The organism is Tannerella forsythia 92A2 (assembly GCF_000238215.1).
GTDB classification, from domain to species: Bacteria; Bacteroidota; Bacteroidia; order Bacteroidales; family Tannerellaceae; genus Tannerella; species Tannerella forsythia.
Window position 1 is genome coordinate 968800 of sequence record NC_016610.1, and the last position, 17973, is coordinate 986772.

Here is a 17973-nt window from a genome sequence, read left to right on the forward strand (position 1 = left end):
ATGTCGTATTATCTGTATACGTTATTCTGAAGTAAATATCTTTAATGCCGGTCGATGAAAATGTATGGGTAATGTCGTTGTTCCACGACGCCGTTCGATATCCTCCCTCGTTGTTGAAGTTGACCTGGAGGTTTTTAACGACTCTGCCCGTATTGTTTACGAATAAATTCGAACTGAATTTAAAACGTATGGTTTTACCGTGGTAATACTTTTCTTTGGGAGCGACGGCGAAGAGCATCTTCTATTCGTATGGATTCTTGCCATTGACGTCATAAATCTGTTCATTGACAACTTTTACCGAACCGGAACCGATGGCATCCTTACGATACATATCATATCTAAGATGTATAACTGCAAGTGATGTGGCTCCCTCACTTGAAATTCGGGCATTCATTTGGTCCGGAGTCGGCAAAGAGATATTGCCGTTTACTTTCGAGCTGTACATCCCCCCGTAAAGAGCGTTCCATATTTCCATATCGATATAGTTTTCGTCGGTCAATGCCACCCCATCATAATATACCGGGTCTATAAGATGCAGTCCGTAATCATACAGTAACCCCGTGGTTACTCTGCTTTTGTCGACATGCTGAAACACCTTGCTTATTTTAGCATTATATTCGGCAACCTCCTGCGCAATCAGGATATAAATTGGGCTTATTGCCATTATTATTATGGTACGTACCCTGTTTCTTATTCTTTTCATCCTATTTTTCTTAGTCATGAATATTAATTTTGATATCGAACCGTCCGTCCGTAATCATTTTGATTTCACCGGTTTCTGGATTCTTTACACTGAAAGAAAAAGTCCCGCTTATAATACCATTCTCTTTGTCGAATTTCAACAAACAATATTCGCTCGGCAGGTCTTTGCATAAACGGTAATACCTATTATTATCTTCATACATTGCACTGGATATTTTATGCTTAAATCCGACTTTTACGATGCTGTCCGTAATGCTGATAAAGCGATCCTTATTAGCGTATGAATAAAAACCTAAATATTTTCCTCCTTCACTGTAGTAGCCGCTGATAGGACTGTGTCCCAACACGCCGCTGCCACGGGTATATACAAACAATTCTTTGTCTACATAGCAACCGAACGTATTTTTGCCGGAAGTCGAAAATTCCGGCAGTTCGAATGCTTCTTCTTCTTCGCAACGAGGGAAAAAGAATCCTAAAAGAAGCATAAAAAAGAAACAGTAGTTTTTCATAGTTGCCGTGTTTTCATTTGTTCATCAATTTCCTCCTGCGTAACCAGGAAAATTGGGCTTATTGCCATTATTATGGCACGTACCCTGTTTCTTGTTCTTTTCATCCTATTTTTCTTAGTCATGAATATTAATTTTGATATCGAACCGTCCGTCCGTAATCGTTTTGATTTCGCCGGTTTTCGTATGCTTTACACTGAAAGAAAAAGTCCCGCTTATAATACCATTCTCTTTGTCGAATTTCAACAAACAGTATTCGCTCGGCAGGTCTTTGCATAAATCGAAATATCCATTATTGTCTTTATACAATGCGTCGGATACTTTATGCTTAAATCCGACTTTTACAATACTGTCTGTAATACCGATGAAGCGATCCTTATTAGCGTATGAATAAAAATCCATATATTTTCCTCCTTCACTGTAGTAGCCGCTGATAGGACTGTGTCCCAACACGCCGCTGCCACGGGTATATACAAACAATTCTTTGTCTACATAGCAACCGAACGTATTTTTGCCGGAAGTCGAAAATTCCGGCAGTTCGAATGCTTCTTCTTCTTCGCAACGAGGGAAAAAGAAGCATAAAAGAAGAATGAAAAAGAAACTGTTGAGTCTCATCCCTATATTTTATTTATTCACCAATTTTTTTGTTCCCACTACGACACCATTGGCGATCAGTTTGTAGATATGCAGTCCGGAGGCGAAATCGGCTGAAGAAACGGTTATCGAGCCTTTTCTGCCATGTACGTCGAGCGGTATGTTTTTTACTTGTGTTCCGTTGATCGAATAGAACGTGATAGCTGCGCTTGTTGTTCCTTCGGGCAAGGTGTAATCGATTCGGGCGTTACCGTTTACCGGATTGGGCACATTCTGCGACAGATACTCCTCCGTATCGAGGATTTTTTCATTGGTTGTCGTCGCTTCACCGCTCTTGAAAGATATCTGTCCCTGATTCTCTAACGTTTCCACTCTGGCCTGAAGTTCTTTGATCGCTTCTACAAGTACCGGTATCAGTCCGGTATAATTTACCGCATAGATACCCTCGGCATCCTGCTCTACCAATTCCGGGAAAAGCTCTTTCACTTCTTGGGCAATAAAACCGAATTCTTTCTTATATGCTTTGCTCCCCGACAGATTGAATGGTTCTGCCAATGCGCTTTGGGCATTTTCCTTACTGATTTTACCCTGTGCAATCATGGTTTCCACCTCCTTGCGTCGGTCTGCTTCGGATGCAATCTGTTTCTCGTAAAATTTACCGTGGAGGCGTTTGAGTCTACTCAGATATGAACTGTTGATATTGATAATGTTCCTTTTGAGTCTCTCATCCGAAGTAATCAACAACCCTTGTGTGGTCCAAACTTGTCCGTTCACTTCGAGGGCATACGTGGTCGGCTTCCGCCCGATACCGATTTTGCCGGTTTGATCAATAAACAGTTTGTAATTTCCCCAATTTGAAGATCCATGTGGTCGCCAGATATTTAATCCGCCTTCGGAGAATTCCATGCCCCAATTGGGACCGATGTATACTCCGGGGGCACTGCCGACACTATTCCAGTTATTCGGCTTCTGACCGATGAACAGATGGCTGTCCTGATAAAACAACTGTGCCTTTAAAGAAGGCATCCAACACATCGCCAAAACTACGACTAAAGTCGTCCGTAAAGTAAAAATTTTTTTCATGATTTCAAATTCTTTGATTATTATACGATAGCAAACGTAAATAAAATAATTTTGTTACAGTTTTTTTATTACAAAAGATTAACTTTTATTATTATGGTTGGTTTTATGAATAAATGATTAAAGTTTACGCTCTTTTTCGGACGTGTATCGGCATGTACAAGTTGTATCATCCGTATACGTTATTCTGAAGTAAATATCTTTAATGCAGGTCGATGAGTTCGCTCGACAGCCCTATACATAAACGGTAATATTCATTATTGTCTTCATACATTGCACTGATGTGTTTTTGATATTCCGAAAAATAGCCTACTTTTGTAACTCAAAAATCAAACATTAAAAACAACGTATACTATGAAACAACGTATTTTTTCTACATTTCTGTTTTTACTTCTGGCAACTGCCTCGTATGCCCAAAAGAAGCCCCTTGATCATTCGGTCTATGATGGCTGGAAAAGTCTTTCGAACATCCGCATCAGCAAGGACGGTAAAATCCTGACGGCACTGATCCAGCCGCAGGAAGGTGATACAACCCTATGGGTTAAAAACTTATCAAAGAATCGAGCGCTCACGATCGAGCGGGTCAAAACGTATGTCGTCTCGCCTGACGGAATATTTACGGTAGGACTTGTAAAAGCTCCCTTTGCCGAACGGCGCGAGGCGCGGATTAAAAAGAAAAAGAAAGAAGACCTGCCGAAAGATTCACTCGTTATCGTAGACAACCGGACATTGGCCGTACGGAAGATTGCGGGAGTGAAAGCATTCAAGGTGCCCGAAGAGATGAGCGGTCATATTGCTTATACCGTTACAGCGCCGAAAGATACGGCCAAGAAAGACAAAAAAGAGAAAGACCTGCTGATTCTCCACAACCTGATTACACAGTACGAAGATACGATTCGCAATGCCAAAGACCATCTATTCAATAAATTCGGGAACGCTTTTGCCGTGAACACCGAGCCGGACAAAAAAGATACGACCCGAACACCCGAGGTCCTTTTCTTTGATCTGAAGAATGATGTACGCCAAACCATCTCGAAAGAGAAGGCCGAATACAAATCGTTCGCGTTCGACGAGCAAGGAAAACAACTCGTTTATCTCGCCACGAAAGATACGTCAAAGATCGAACAGAAAGCATTCGAGGTGCGTTATTTCAAAAAAGGCGCCGACTCGGCAGTAGTGATCGCCGGAAAGAACGTTGCGGGACTGCCCGCAGGATGGATATTCAACGAGTTTTCAACCCCGCGTTTCAGTAAGAATGGCGAACGGATTGTGATCGGGGCTGCCCCGAAGCAGGCAGCCAAAGACACGACAATCATCGACTTTGAAATGGCAAAACTCGATATCTGGCATTGGAAAGACCCGCTCATCCAGCCGCAGCAACTTGTAGAACTGAGACACGAACAGAGCCGTACCTACACAGGAATCATCGACCCGAAAAAACCGAATGCTTTCCTTTCCGTAGCAACCGAGGAGATGCCTTTCTGTAGCATCGCCAACGAGAATAACGGCCGCTTTGCACTTCTCGGATCCGACAGACCCTACCGGCTGGAAACGCAGTGGGATGTATCGCCCCGGTTCGACGCGTGGACATACGACTTTGAAACCGACCGTCTGCAACCTGTGGCACGTGCCATGGGAGGCCGTCCGACGCTCTCGTCGCAAGGAAATTATACGATCTGGTGGGACGCCGCTCAACGTCACTGGTTCGCTTTCGACAATCACGCCCGCACCACGGTAAATCTGACCAAAGACATCGGCGTGAATTTCTGGAACGAAGAGCATAATACGCCTTCTCTGCCCGGTTCATACGGACTCGTAGGATGGGGCGAAAACGACGAATACGTACTGCTCAACGATGCATTCGATATCTGGAAAATCGATCCGAAAGGCATCAAAAAACCGGAAAACTTTACGCTCGGAAAAGGACGGAGCAACTCCCTCGTGTTGCGCTACGTGCGTACCGACCCGGAAAAACGTTTCTTCGCACCGAACGATCTGCTGCTGCTCTCGGCCTTCGACAAGCGCAGCAAAGAAAACGGATTTTATACGCTGAAGACAGGTCGGCGAAACCTGCTGCAGAAGCGACTCATCGATACGTATACGTTCCCGTCGGTCGTGAAAGCCAAAGAAGCCGATGTGTTTGCTTTTCTGAAAGGCAACTTCCAAACATCGCCCGATCTATACGTTACGAGGGACTTCTGGAAATCGACCGACAAACTGACCGACATCAATCCCCAAATGCGTGATTACAGATGGGGCACGGCCGAACTGTTCGCGTGGACGTCTTTCGCCGGCATCCCCTTGCAGGGCCTCGTCTACAAACCCGAAGGTTTCGATCCGCAGAAGAAGTATCCGGTCATGATCTACTTCTACGAGAAACATTCCGATGAGCTTTATCGCTACTATCCTCCCGCTCCGAGCCGTTCCATTATTAACATTCCTTTTTTCGTCAGCCGGGGATACGTGGTTTTTGTTCCCGATATTCACTATACGGTCGGCCATCCGGGCGAAGACGCTTACAACGCCATCGTCGCGGGAGCGGAAGCGCTGGCACGGAACGTGTGGATAGACAAAGCAAACATGGCCATTCAGGGACAGAGCTGGGGCGGCTATCAGGTCTCTTATTTAGTGACGCGCACCGATATGTTTAAGGCGGCCGGTGCAGGTGCGCCCGTGTCGAACATGACGAGTGCATACGGCGGCATCCGCTGGGAGTCGGGACGCAGCCGCCAGTTCCAGTACGAGCAGACACAGTCACGTATCGGTGCGACGATGCAGGACTCATTGAATCTGTATATTGCCAACTCGCCGGTGTTCTTTGCCGACAAAGTGCGCACACCGTTGCTGATTATGCACAACGACAAAGACGGCGCGGTGCCCTGGTATCAGGGAATCGAATATTTCATGACACTGCGGCGTATGGGCAAACCCGTGTGGATGCTCCAGTACAACAACGAGGCGCACAACCTCCGCGAACGCCGTAACTGCAAAGACCTCTCCATCCGTCTGCAACAGTTTTTCGACCACTACCTCAAAGGCGCTCCCGCTCCGGTATGGATGACAAAAGGACTCCCGGCCACCGAAAAAGGCAAGTCGTGGGGCTACGAATTAGATACGGACAAGTAAGAGCAATCGATTCGGACGATTCGGAGGATGTGCCGGAGCTTCTCGTTCCGATACATCCTCCGATGGTCTGTAAAAGTGTGAAGAATGTCCGGCGAAGAGAAAGAACTGACCGCCTTAAAGAATGGCTCGTATCAAGCGTTCGAGGCCATTTATAAACGGTATGCGGGCAAGCTTTACAACTTTATCATGACTCTCTCGCACGGCGACTGCTATATGGCAGAAGAGATCGTGCAGTCGGTTTTTATCAAATTATGGGAAGTGCATCGTGAGATCGATCCCGAAAAATCTATTCTTTCTTTCCTTTCCGTGATCGCCAAAAACATGCTGATAAACAAATATCAGCGACAGACGATGGAATACTTGTATCAAGAATTTGTGCAGAATGAAGAACCTGCCTGCGATACCATCATGGAAAAGGAAATCGACGCCAAATGGCTCGAACAATTTATCGACGAGCTAATCGAACAGTTGCCTCCGTCGCGCAAAAGAATCTTTATCCTGAGCCGGAAAAAATATCTATCGACCAAACAAATCGCCAAAATCATGCAGATTTCCGTAAGTACGGTAGAAACGCAGCTATGGCTGGCGGTCAAATTCATTCGTAAGCATTTTGAAAAGAACTTCCATCGATTATTTCTTCTCGGCCTCATTCTGTTAATTTAGTATAATTGTATGATATCGCATTCGGGGAATTGGCGTCATCGATTGTACTGTGTATATCATCATATAAGGAAAAATGAAAAAAAACGATTATATCCGTCTATCTGAAAAATATATCCGCGACGAAGCCACGGAAGAAGAAAGAGAACGTCTCTTCGACTGGATTCGGCACAATGAAAAGATCAACCGGTTAATGCTAAAGCGGCTGGAGCAAGCGGCATGTGACGTAGATCACGACACGGAAATGCGGATGTACGAACACATACGCACGTCCATTCTGCCTAAGAACAAACAGGTATGCCTTAATCGTTCGTGGCGTAAAACGATTCGACAGGCTGCCGTATGGTTGCTCCCGATCTTATCCGCGTGGTCAGTCTACCTCTTTACTTCTCGCCCTTCATCCGAAAACGATCTGCTAACCATCACCGCACCTCCAGGAGAAAGAGCCGAAGTGGTGCTGACGGATGGAAGTCGGGTCTGGATCAACTCCGGTTCAACGCTCACCTGTGACGGGACCTTCAACCACAAGGAGCGAAGAGTTTTTCTGAAAGGAGAAGCCTATTTCGAGGTTCAAAAAGACGCGCGATGTCCTTTCATCGTACATGCCGGTGAGATGGAGATAGAAGCACTCGGTACGTCCTTCAACGTGAACGCATATCCCGATATCAATCACGTTTCTTCCGTTCTATTGGAAGGAAGTATTCGGGTCAATGCAGAGGGAGAAGAACACATCCTTTCCGAAAACGAACAGATTATTTTCGATCGTTCGAGCCACACATTATCGACCGGTAAGGTCTATGCGGCCGACTTCATCCAGTGGAAAGAAGGGAATCTATACTTTGAGAACCGTTCGTTCGACGAGATTGCCCTTACGCTCTCGCGCGTTTTCAATGTCGAAATCCGGTTCGCCTCCGAAGAGCTGCGTGCCGTCCGGTTCTCCGGCACACTGGGCGGAGGAAGTATCCGGAACGCGCTCGACATCTTATCGCTGACTTCTTCGATGTGTTATGAAATGAACGGTACGACCGTAGTGTTGTATTGTAAATAACCGTTTGTGGCGGAATCTCTCTTGCATTCCATAACGGGAGAACTGCTCTCGGGCCAGCCGTATGCTCTGATCGGCAGCTTGGATAAAAAAGCTGTTTGCACCGATACGGAAACGGTCTTGAGTGATTACAGCCTGACTTGAACGCTTGCCATGATGCTCCGCCCACGTATGTTATACGTGTAACCCGTTTCGCTCAACAACCCATAGTTCGCATAGTGGTATGCTCTTCGATTCAGAAGATTCATACCCGTCAAACTGAAATCGGTACGCTTTGACACGGTCCACCTTACCGACGCATCGAGCAATACGAGATTCGTTGAGTTGCCTGAACTGAATCGGGTATAGTAATGTTCACCCCCTATACCGATTTGCCAGGCTTTGTCAGGTATAATCGTAAAAGCGAGATATTGCTTCCATACATCATGAGCGCTCTTTCCGGAAAATTCAATATCCATCGTATTCCTTGTATACAGTAAACGATAATCCATCGACAACCCATTGGTGAAAAAGCCTTTCAGATACGGTTGTACAAAAGTCTTTGTCAATACATACGGTGCTTCTACATGCTGCTTCATGGAAGTAGTCCAAATCCGTACATGGCCGGCATCAAGTCCTAAAGTCAGTTTACCCGACATCAATCCTTTGCTTATGCTTCCATTTACCGCTAAATTTCGGCTCTCATTCTTTATCGGAACGAACGAGTGAAGGATATAATCCCCCATAAATAATTGACTCCTCATTGATGGATAACGATTCCAATCCAGTCTTCCCATCCCATGAAAAAACAACGAAGTAATGGGATTCCGATATCTGACGTTTAAGGTTGCGGTACGTTCTTCTCTGTATTCGGAAACATCTTCGGGTACAGTTAAATTTCTAAAATCATTCATCATGACATTCCGGAGATGCATATCTGCCTTAGGCGGGCTCAGGGAATACTTGAACTGTGCCGCCATATCCATCTTCGCACTGATTTGATGGCGGAGAGAAAATGCCGGAGCCACGGAAGCATAATGTTCCGTACCACTCTCATCAGTCAGCTTATTTCTGATGTGATGCAAATGATAGCTCACAGGAACAGATAAGGTAAACAACCATCTGCTTGATCGATACGAAACGTCCGGAGAGAGGTAGGGACTCAACAAGGAGAAATCCATCTCGTTCCGTGTGGGATAAGAAAGCGCTATTCCGTGCAAATCTGCGTCTATGTTATGATGATTGAAATCTATTCCTCCGCGGGCGGACACCTTCCATCGGTTGAACAGCCAACCGTAGCGAGCCTCCGTAACGGAGCGATAATCTCCCGTCGTCACCTTCTGTATGGCGGAATTGTCTGCCGTTATATGCAAGGATTGAGGTTTATAAACATAGCTGTTTCGTGACGAAAACGTGAGCAGACGGTTGTTTATCCGTTTTACTACCTGCACATCATTCGTAGCACGGAAAGACGGCGTTTCGGCATTTTGCAGAAGAGAACGTGTACCGCCTATCGTCGAAGTCGCCTTATCCCAATCGGCATCGAGGTACAGATTGTCTTTCAGAAACAGTGCGGGACGATTGACCTGCAACGCCCAATGACCGCCCAGACGGTGCGTCTGCGTCCGCATCGCCTTTCGTTCGATGAATGACGGGACCTTTTCATCAAAATAATTCGTTTCATACGCCGTCAGATAATCCAACTTGTCCCCCTCGTATGTCAGGTTGAATTTTATATCTCTGCCTTCACCTGTACGCCACGAGTTTGAGGTATGGGCAAGCATGGAGAAGTTATCACGGGTTCTCTGCTCATCGATCGGCGAAGACAACCGCCCTGCTGTGACAGGATCGTCCCAAAGCTGACCGGCATACCCGTTGCCCGAAAGGCTGCTTTCGATCTGTCGCCGGCTTTGTGAGGCCGGATTCCATCCGGTACGGTTGATACGAACCGTTTCCATATTCTGCCACTTGCCGGCGATACGCATGGCAAATGCGGAAGCATCGTATAAAAACGGTGACATCCCTGCCCCTCCGTGAAGTATGGCGATCCATTTATGGCGCGCTTCTTCCTTCAGCTTTATATTCAGTCCTGCCCGTTGAGAAAATTCCAGTCCCTTCAGCACCTGAACGGGTTGATGATTCTCCAGAACGTCGACACTCGCTACATCCGAAGGAGAGATGTTTTCGGTTGCCAATCCGTAACGACCGTCCATAAAATCGGAACCGTCAATATAGAATTTATTGATCGGCTCACCATGGTATTTGATTTGCCCGTTCTCTTCCACCTTTATTCCCGGCAGGCGTTTAAGGACATCCGAAAGGTTCTTATCTGCCGGTGTGGCATACTTATTCATATAGTAAGTCAGCGTATCGCTTCGCTGTTCTATGTCCGGCGCCGTGACGGTTACATCCTTGAGTTGCATGGGCCGGGGTACGAGATATACGGTCAAAGGCGAAGATGACACGCCGATCCTGATGGTTTGAGAAGCATAACTCATACATTGAAATCTTAAAGACAAGTCAGGGACAGACGTAGGATATTTTATGCCAAATTCACCCTGATCATTCGTTATGGTGTATGAATATGGATGATCTGATGAGTCTTTAACCTGTACGATAACCCCGGCAACAGGAGATTGATCGTCCTTATCGAGCACCACGCCACGAACTTCCTTCGTCTGACCATAAACGACAGACAGGCTAAAGAATGCTGCAAATATCGCTGTTATGATTCTCATAAGCCTATTCTTTAATCCTTCCGCCAGTCTGTTTCGATATAATCGTAAGTTAATCCGCGGGGCTTAGCCGGATCGGTTCTCGTTTCTCCGTTATTCGTTACATTCACCTTGATGCCGCTGACCGTTTCAAGATACCCCAGCGGATTGATGTCATACGTATATTTCGTCTGATAAAACTTCACACGCGAAGTCTTGTTATAAGGTACGTCCGGCATCGTGATACGACGATCGGACTTGGAATTTATTCCCACACAAACAAAGGAATAATGGCTCTTGGCATCTCGCACTTCCATGATAAAGCCGGGAAGCCCGCCGAACTTCCATGGGCCGTCGGCTACCGGTATCTCATCGGTATAATAAGCGATGTAGTCTCTGCCCCTGAAAGCGCATCTTGCACTTTTACACTTGTAGCCAAGCACCTCTTTGGTCTCCTCCGTCATCGTCCATGCTTGCACGGGAACCGGTTCTTCAATAAGAAACCAGTCCGTAGCGATCTTGTCCGTCGTCGTGAACTTGCCTGCCGGATAGTTCTTATAGATCGAATACGTCTGCCCTCCGATATAGCGTCCGGGGTCTGCTTGTATCTGGTCGGCAGTAGACATCCGAATCAATGAATCGACCTGCATGGTGCGATAACTGGAAAACTTGGATAACCCCTGCCCCACCTGCAAGATCATACGGTCTGTTACAGCCGGCGACATCCGGGTTGTATCACGCAAATACCTGTAATCGAACATAAATTCCATAACCGCTTTGCCAATCTCTTTTTGTTCAGCCGATACGACGGAGTTTGCCGACATTTGCCCCCCCTCCACGCGAATCACCTGCACCTTCTGTGCATAACCTGCGACGATAACACTCAGGCTAAGCGTCATCATCCATACCATTTTTTTCATACGCTATACATTTTGTTATTGATTTAACTTTTCCGCAAAACTACGGGCGATTCTTTCGCGAAAGAAAAATAATCCTTACTGCAACATTGACAATTATTACTAAATTATTACCGAAGTCGCTATTTGCCTGTTCATCGATTCTCCCAAACGAGAAATAGTTTATTTTTGCAGTATGGAGAAGAGGATTAAAATACTGCATGGGCTAACGATAGGAGCCATCCTTGCATTCTGCACGATGCAGAGCTACTGGCTTTATCATCGTTATTCATATACACTGGAAACCCACGAGAACGAATTATATGAAACGGTTCTCGAGGTGATGCAAGAAGAACGGGAGGTAAGGAAATTTAAGAAAAGACCGGATATAAACATCCTGACCAATACGAAAATAACCGCATCGACCGAACCGGGAAAAGCTGGCATCTTAAGCACCGTATTCGACATTTATGCGGTTGACTTAAAGAAAACCGAACGGAAGGATATCACCGAGAAAGACATCAAAAACATCATCCGTATGTATCGAACGGCCCAAACAGAAGGCATCACGCATTATCGTTTCAACATAACCAATCATCCTAAAGATCCTAACGAATATGACGCATTGGAACGCTTTATCATCGATTTTCGCAGTCCGTTCGAAATCGCACGAGTAGATTCTCTGCTCCGTCAAAGAGGGATTACGGCAAAAGATATCCACATAGAACGAGCTGATTCGATGGTTTGGTTGCCTCTGAGATTTAATCATACCTCAACGTTCAACCCGCACATCACCATATCATACCCATACGATATATTTGAAAGGGAGATGGTGAACATTACGTTACCGGTCGAATTATCTCCGGTACTATCCCAAATGATGAATTTATTACTCTTATCGATCGTTCTTTCCGTTTTTCTCATCAGTTGCCTTGTGGCACAGATTGCAACGATACAAAAACAGCGCAAAGTGGAAGAATTGCGGCAGGACTTCATTCATACCATGATCCACGAACTGAAACGCCCCATATCGACTTTAAAGATGTGTATCTCTTTTATGCGTAACGACAAATTGATGGAAGATAAAGAAAGTAAAGAGGCTGTTCTTGCAGATTCCCGTCATGAACTGAATAACCTGTCGTCCTATTTCTCGAAGTTACGAGACCTCACCTTCAACGATGTAACGGAAATACCGCTCACGTTGTCGGCTTTCGACTTGCGGAGTACCATAACCGACTGTATCGAAAAGCTCAGCATCCCGAGCGGAAAAACAGCCGCCATCCATCTCCTTTCTGACACAAAATTGACGGTAACAGCCGATAAAATGCACCTCAGCCATATCATCAGCAATCTATTGGAGAATGCGATCAAATATTCGGAGAAAAAAGTGGAAATAAAAATCGGCTACTGCGAGAATAACCACGAATCCATTGCAATCTCTGTTCAAGACAATGGCTTCGGCATTTCAAAATCAGACCGCAAATACATCTTCGACAAGTTCTTTCGCAGCCCGTCCATCACAGACAGGAATATCCCGGGCATGGGACTGGGGCTGGCCTATGTCAAACAGTTAGTGACAGCTCATAAAGGTTCGATCGAAGTGGAAAGCGAAGAAGGAGCCGGCACCGTTTTCACCATTAAACTACCGCAATGACAGACGCTATACACATTTTATTGGTCGACGATGACATCAAAAATTCCATGCTTCTGAAAAAGTTTCTGGAAGTTGAAGAGTATCGTGTAACCTACGCCAACAATGGAGCCGTAGGTTGGGAACTGTTGCAAACCGTTCGTCCCGATTTAATCCTGCTGGATATCAATATGCCGGAAATGAATGGCTTTGAACTTGCCCGCAAAATACGGGAGGTGAATCAGAAAGTGCTGATTTTTTTCCTGACAGACCGCACAGAGAAGAATGACAGACTGAAAGGATTCAGTCTCAAAGGGAACGATTACATCCCCAAACCCTTCTATCCCGAAGAACTTATCGCAAAAATCAAAGAGCGTTTTGAACATAGAGCGGTGGAAACTCAAAAACAGTTCATCATCGGAAAAACATCGTTCGACAGCAATCTTTCTTCTGTTTCGTATCAGGGCGTCTCACACGTATTAACCGCCAGACAGACCGACATCCTTCTCCTGTTAGCCCAGAATATGGGAACGACGGTTGAACGTGAACATATTCTCAAAACCGTCTGGGGAGATGACAGTCATGCAAACTCATTGGCTCTGAATGTTCAAATCACCTATCTGAGAAGAATACTTGAAGACGATCACAGTATTTCCATCATCTCTTTGAAAAAGAAAGGGTATATCCTTCAGGTCAGCTTGTAAAAACCCGACTTGCCGTGTAATCTCTCCGAAAATCGGCTGAAGAAAAAGAACGTCATCATTCCGATAAAACAGTGCATTTTTGTTCTTCCTTAATTCCGCAACTTTATTATAATCCTTGATATAGTAAAGCACTAATTAAATTTCATAGTATTTTATCAATTTCCTTGTATGATAAATCGCTCATTTATTTGCAGACGCCATAGCTTCCCCTTACCCCACCAAGCGTTTAAGGGGAGGGCTGCGCATGATATTCCCACAAAAACTGAAGGCTTATCCAAAATCAAACTTGAAGATAGAGGCGTATGCGTGTTGGCTTGTGTATATGTTCAGCATATTTTGCCTTGCTGTCTTTATCCTTTTAGCAGGTACTGTGATGAATTTGAATACGAAGGTCTTAATCCTGCTTGTATGCTTCAATCCAAACGCCTTGATGTCCTCGTCCTGCATGAGAAGTTTGTAGAAGTTTCGTATCATGGCGGTAAGAATCAGGAAGACGGCGTTTTCTGCCATGAAGGACTTAGGCAGATGGTTCCAACAAATGTTGGTGTGTTCGTTTGGCATCAAACTTTTCCGCTTCAAGAAACTCATGGTCAAAATCTATAATATAGTCCGTATTGGTATCTAATTGTCCCGATTGTAATAATGTATCCAGAGGAGAGGCTCATTTACTTTCTCTGCGGAATTAAAATTATAAGACTTGTTCAAAGAGTGGACTCATAGGTAATATTGTCTGTCTTGAGCTCATCTATCGCCCTGAGTATAGTATCGGAAGAGCAAGTTCGCAAGGAAGGATGAATTCAGGCGGGACAGGCCGTGGCGACACATAAGGCCGTCCACCCCCGCAACGAATAACCGTATGCTTTCCGGCACTGGCCTTATCGACGGCACGATACAGTAACGGTATCCGCCTGGCCTGTATCGTGCCGTATCGGTTTAGCGGCTCACATAGTCGTCGAAGTATTTGCAGTATGTACAGGCATCTTTGTAGAAGGCCGTTTCTTTATACTGCACAAGCTGATTGAAATAATTCACCGTTTCGGCGGGTAAACCCGCGACACTTTATGAACAGAAGATGCTCTTCGCCGTCGCTCCCAAAGAAAAGTATTACCACGGTAAAACCATATGTTTTAAGTTCAGTTCGAACTTATCCGTAAACAATACAGGCAAAACCGTTAAAAACCTCCGGGACAATTTTCATCATATTGTATTTGCTGATTGACTCTACCCTGCCCTAATCAAAAACCGGGAATTGGTATATCGGAAAGAGTTACGTATATTTGTCGACTTTAAAGATTTATGTTTATGGAACGTTTCAGTGAACTATGTTATCCGATTTTTGAACAGGCTACCGACGATTACCATTTGACAGACGATGTGGATGCCGTGATTCGAAATCCTTATCCGCAAGAGAACATTGAATGTTATCTCTATTTAAAAAATTGGATCGATGCCGTGCAGTGGCATCTCGAAGATATTATTCGCGATCCGAAGATCGATCCTTCCGAAGCTCTGGCTATCAAACGGCGTATCGATCAATCCAATCAGGATCGCACGGATTTGGTTGAACGAATTGACAGTTACTTTCTCGATAAATATAAAGATGTACGTGTTTTACCTGATGCGACCATCAATACGGAAAGTCCTGCATGGGCGATAGACCGTCTTTCGATTCTGGTATTGAAGATTTATCATATGAAGGCTGAGGCAGACCGTACGGATGCCGAGGCTGGTCATCTTGATGCGTGTCGACGGAAACTGAACGTATTGCTTGAACAGAAAAAGGACCTTTCCACCGCGTTAGATCAGCTATTAGATGATATCCGTCAAGGACGGAAGTATATGAAAGTCTACAAACAAATGAAAATGTATAATGACCCGTCGCTTAATCCTGTGTTATACGGTAAAAAATAAAGCTTCGGTATGAAACCGCAAATTACGATTAAAAGAGCGCTGGTAATCCGTTTTCGCCGAGTGGGAGACTCTGTCTTGGCTGTTTCGGTATGCAGGAGCCTGAAAAAAACATTTCCCGGAGTTCGGGTCGATTTTGTTCTGAATGACCATATCGCTTCTTTGTACGAAGGGCATCCGGATATAGATCGGATTATCACTTTTAGTGACAAAGAAAACTATAACCTACCTAAGTATTTGAAACGTGTCCATCGTTTGATGCGTGATACGCATTACGATGTGATTATTGATATGCGTGCTACGGTTAAAACTCTTTTTTTCAGTCTTTTTTCGTTACATACTCCTTTTCGTATAGGAACGAAAAAAGCGTATAGTCTTTTTCTGAATAATTACCGAGTACCTAATCGGGATGACGCATCGTTAGATATGGTACAATCTAATTTAAGGTTGTTGAAACCTTTGGAAAGAGTTGCCAAAGTAAAATATGACAGTTCGTTTTGCTTGTTTGTTCCCGATGAAGAGAAGGCCGTTTATCGTTCGTATATGGAGTATCAAGGGATTGATTTTAAGCGAACTGTAGTCCTTATGGCCGTTACTACCCGTATTGAAGGGAAAGGCTGGGATATGGAACGTATGAAAGTCATTATTGAAAAAACGATCGAAGCCTATCATCCGCAGATCATTTTTAATTATGTCGGCGAACGTGAGAAACGGATTTGTTATCGGTTATATGAAGACTTGGGCAAAAATTCTCATATTTTTATGAATATAGAAGCGAACTCGCTTCGAGAATTACGTGCGCTTACTTCGCTTTGCGATTTCTTTTTTGGAAACGAAGGAGGCCTTCGACATATTGCACAGGCCTTGGATGTACCTTCTTTTGCCGTTTATCCTCCCGGGATAAGTAAAACGCTTTGGCTTCCGGGACATCATGTGCGTTTTCAGGGGATAAGTCCGGATGATATTCTTCCGGACGACGGAACAATGACGAAAGAAGAACGTTTCGGATTATTGACGACTGAACGTGTGTGGGAAGAGCTCGATAAGATGTTAAGCACCTATCTCTTAAAATAGGATATGACAGACTCGTAGCATAGCAGTTGATTCATTGTTGTTTTTCGGGGATCATAATTTTATTCGCACGATTCCGCCATAGGGTGTCAGGTTACGGAGGGCTTCTTCGGGAGGGAGGGCTTCTGCGTAAATCCGGGCAGACATCAACACGCCGCCATGCGTAAAGACGGCAATCCGCTCGAAAGGCAAACGGCGGACCTCGTCGAGAAACGACGCGACACGGCCGAAGAGTTCTTGATATGACTCGCCGTTCGTCGTGGCGACATGGAGGTAATCGTCATACCATTCCTGCATACGCGGATCGGTAATCGCGTCGAAACGCTGCATCTCCCAGTCGCCCATGTGTATCTCTTTGAGGCGGTCGTCACGGAGCGCCTCCGGGTATCCGCAGTAGGCAGCCAGCCTCGTGCAACGGCTTAGCGGACTGGTATAGACGGCGTCAAACGCATAGCGGTCAAGCTCTTTTTTGACTGTCGCGGCTTCCGCTTCGAACGAGGGTTTCAGCGGCACATCCGTTTGTCCGTAGCATGTGCCGGCGGGCACATCGACCGACGTGTGCCGTATCAGATAAATATCCATATCGTGTTTAAGGTGATGAAGTAAGATAATTCGCAAAGAAGGAAAGTCGCGCCGCAGCAGTCGCCCGTGTATCCGCCGATGCGGCGTCTCATGTACTGCACGAGCCACACCATGACGCTGTTCGGGACAGAGGCGGTCACACATATCCATAGAGCCATGTAAGGCGTTTCTTTCAGGAAAAGGACGCATCCGAGCATCGGTACGAGGGCGAACAGCAGTCCCACGGTAAAAGTTCGGGCCGACATCCGGTCGTAGACCTTTTTAATCTTGCAATCTTCTTCGTTACGGGCATAGGGAAGGAGATTGACAATTTGTGAAGCAGACCACTTAGACCATACATCGGCGAAAAGGAGCAGAACGATCGGCAGGTTGGCCGAACGTTGCGCGAGGGAAACCGTCGAGGTCACCCAAAGAGCTACGTAGACGACAAGCGCTAGCACGCCATACGTTCCGATATGCGAATCTTTCATGATGGTAAGCACCTGTTCCCGCGACCGTCCTCCGCCGAATCCGTCGAAAAAATCCGCCAGCCCGTCTTCATGCAAGGCGCCCGTCAGCAATAACCGTCCGGTGAAAACCAACAGGATAGCTAAAACAACAGGCAGATGAAAGAATAACGCTATTCCGTAGATAGCCGTCATCACGCCGCCTGTCACCCAGCCGGCGACGGGCCAGTAGCCGACGATGCGTTTGAAACTGTCTGCCGGCACACGCCGGAGCTTCCACCACGGCAGCCGGGTGAAGAACATCAGCGCGGCAAAGATATCGTCGATCAT

General features: G+C 45.7%; 16 protein-coding genes and 1 pseudogene. 8 read left to right on the top strand and 9 right to left on the bottom strand.

Going from position 1 to position 17973, the window contains the following annotated elements:
- Positions 1–241 precede the first annotated feature (241 nt).
- The 4 genes from BFO_RS03880 to BFO_RS03895 form a co-directional block, all read right to left on the bottom strand.
- Positions 242–703 carry a hypothetical protein gene (locus BFO_RS03880; RefSeq protein WP_208854695.1) on the bottom strand — a complete coding sequence of 154 codons (462 nt, stop codon included), beginning with the start codon at positions 701–703 and terminating at the stop codon, positions 242–244.
- 10 nt (positions 704–713) lie between these two features.
- Entirely contained in the window at positions 714–1211 is a 498-nt protein-coding gene (locus BFO_RS03885; protein WP_014224309.1) for a hypothetical protein, read from the bottom strand.
- Positions 1212–1325: 114 nt separating this feature from the next.
- Positions 1326–1823: a hypothetical protein gene (locus BFO_RS03890; protein ID WP_014224311.1), complete on the bottom strand. Its 498-nt coding sequence runs from the start codon at positions 1821–1823 to the stop codon at positions 1326–1328.
- A 9-nt stretch (positions 1824–1832) separates the two neighbouring features.
- Positions 1833–2885, bottom strand: a complete 1053-nt coding sequence (locus BFO_RS03895; RefSeq protein WP_014224312.1) for a tail fiber domain-containing protein — start codon at positions 2883–2885, stop codon at positions 1833–1835.
- A gap of 351 nt (positions 2886–3236) precedes the next feature.
- On the opposite strand from BFO_RS03895, the gene BFO_RS03900 reads away from it, so the two are divergent.
- From BFO_RS03900 to BFO_RS16380, 4 genes are all read left to right on the top strand, one after another.
- Positions 3237–6008 carry an alpha/beta hydrolase family protein gene (locus tag BFO_RS03900; RefSeq protein ID WP_014224313.1) on the top strand — a complete coding sequence of 924 codons (2772 nt, stop codon included), beginning with the start codon at positions 3237–3239 and terminating at the stop codon, positions 6006–6008.
- An 84-nt stretch (positions 6009–6092) separates the two neighbouring features.
- Entirely contained in the window at positions 6093–6671 is a 579-nt protein-coding gene (locus tag BFO_RS03905) for an RNA polymerase sigma-70 factor (RefSeq protein ID WP_014224314.1), read from the top strand.
- A 73-nt stretch (positions 6672–6744) separates the two neighbouring features.
- Entirely contained in the window at positions 6745–7716 is a 972-nt protein-coding gene (locus BFO_RS03910; protein WP_014224315.1) for a FecR family protein, read from the top strand.
- 6 nt (positions 7717–7722) lie between these two features.
- Entirely contained in the window at positions 7723–7857 is a 135-nt protein-coding gene (locus BFO_RS16380; RefSeq protein ID WP_014224316.1) for a hypothetical protein, read from the top strand.
- Here the strand turns inward: BFO_RS16380 and BFO_RS03915 are convergent.
- Both BFO_RS03915 and BFO_RS03920 read right to left on the bottom strand, forming a co-directional pair.
- The gene (locus tag BFO_RS03915) at positions 7842–10430 is read right to left on the bottom strand and encodes a carboxypeptidase-like regulatory domain-containing protein (protein WP_014224317.1); all 2589 of its coding nucleotides are present in this window, start codon (positions 10428–10430) and stop codon (positions 7842–7844) included. The two genes, BFO_RS16380 and BFO_RS03915, sit on opposite strands and share 16 nt — an antisense overlap.
- A gap of 11 nt (positions 10431–10441) precedes the next feature.
- Positions 10442–11326, bottom strand: a complete 885-nt coding sequence (locus tag BFO_RS03920; protein ID WP_014224318.1) for a GLPGLI family protein — start codon at positions 11324–11326, stop codon at positions 10442–10444.
- 172 nt (positions 11327–11498) lie between these two features.
- Here BFO_RS03920 and BFO_RS03925 point away from each other — a divergent pair, with 172 nt between their 5' ends.
- Positions 11499–12956 carry a sensor histidine kinase gene (locus BFO_RS03925; RefSeq protein WP_014224320.1) on the top strand — a complete coding sequence of 486 codons (1458 nt, stop codon included), beginning with the start codon at positions 11499–11501 and terminating at the stop codon, positions 12954–12956.
- Positions 12953–13636, top strand: a complete 684-nt coding sequence (locus BFO_RS03930) for a response regulator transcription factor (protein ID WP_014224321.1) — start codon at positions 12953–12955, stop codon at positions 13634–13636. Before BFO_RS03925 ends, BFO_RS03930 begins: the two co-directional genes overlap by 4 nt.
- Before the next feature lie 270 nt (positions 13637–13906).
- On the opposite strand, the pseudogene BFO_RS16580 reads toward BFO_RS03930, so the two are convergent.
- A pseudogene (locus BFO_RS16580) lies at positions 13907–14170 on the bottom strand (IS1380 family transposase); the annotation flags it as partial.
- Positions 14171–14932: 762 nt separating this feature from the next.
- On the opposite strand from BFO_RS16580, the gene BFO_RS03940 reads away from it, so the two are divergent.
- Positions 14933–15547 (top strand): DUF4254 domain-containing protein, encoded by a 615-nt coding sequence (locus tag BFO_RS03940; protein WP_014224324.1) that lies wholly within the window; start codon positions 14933–14935, stop codon positions 15545–15547.
- A gap of 9 nt (positions 15548–15556) precedes the next feature.
- On the top strand, positions 15557–16618 hold the full coding sequence (locus tag BFO_RS03945; RefSeq protein WP_014224325.1) for a glycosyltransferase family 9 protein: 1062 nt from the start codon (positions 15557–15559) through the stop codon (positions 16616–16618).
- Positions 16619–16669: 51 nt separating this feature from the next.
- Here BFO_RS03945 and cobC read toward each other — a convergent pair whose 3' ends face one another.
- A complete protein-coding gene (gene cobC / locus BFO_RS03950; RefSeq protein ID WP_014224326.1) occupies positions 16670–17197 on the bottom strand; it encodes an alpha-ribazole phosphatase in 528 nt (175 codons plus the stop codon).
- Positions 17182–17973 (bottom strand): adenosylcobinamide-GDP ribazoletransferase, encoded by a 792-nt coding sequence (gene cobS, locus BFO_RS03955; protein WP_014224327.1) that lies wholly within the window; start codon positions 17971–17973, stop codon positions 17182–17184. Before cobS ends, cobC begins: the two co-directional genes overlap by 16 nt.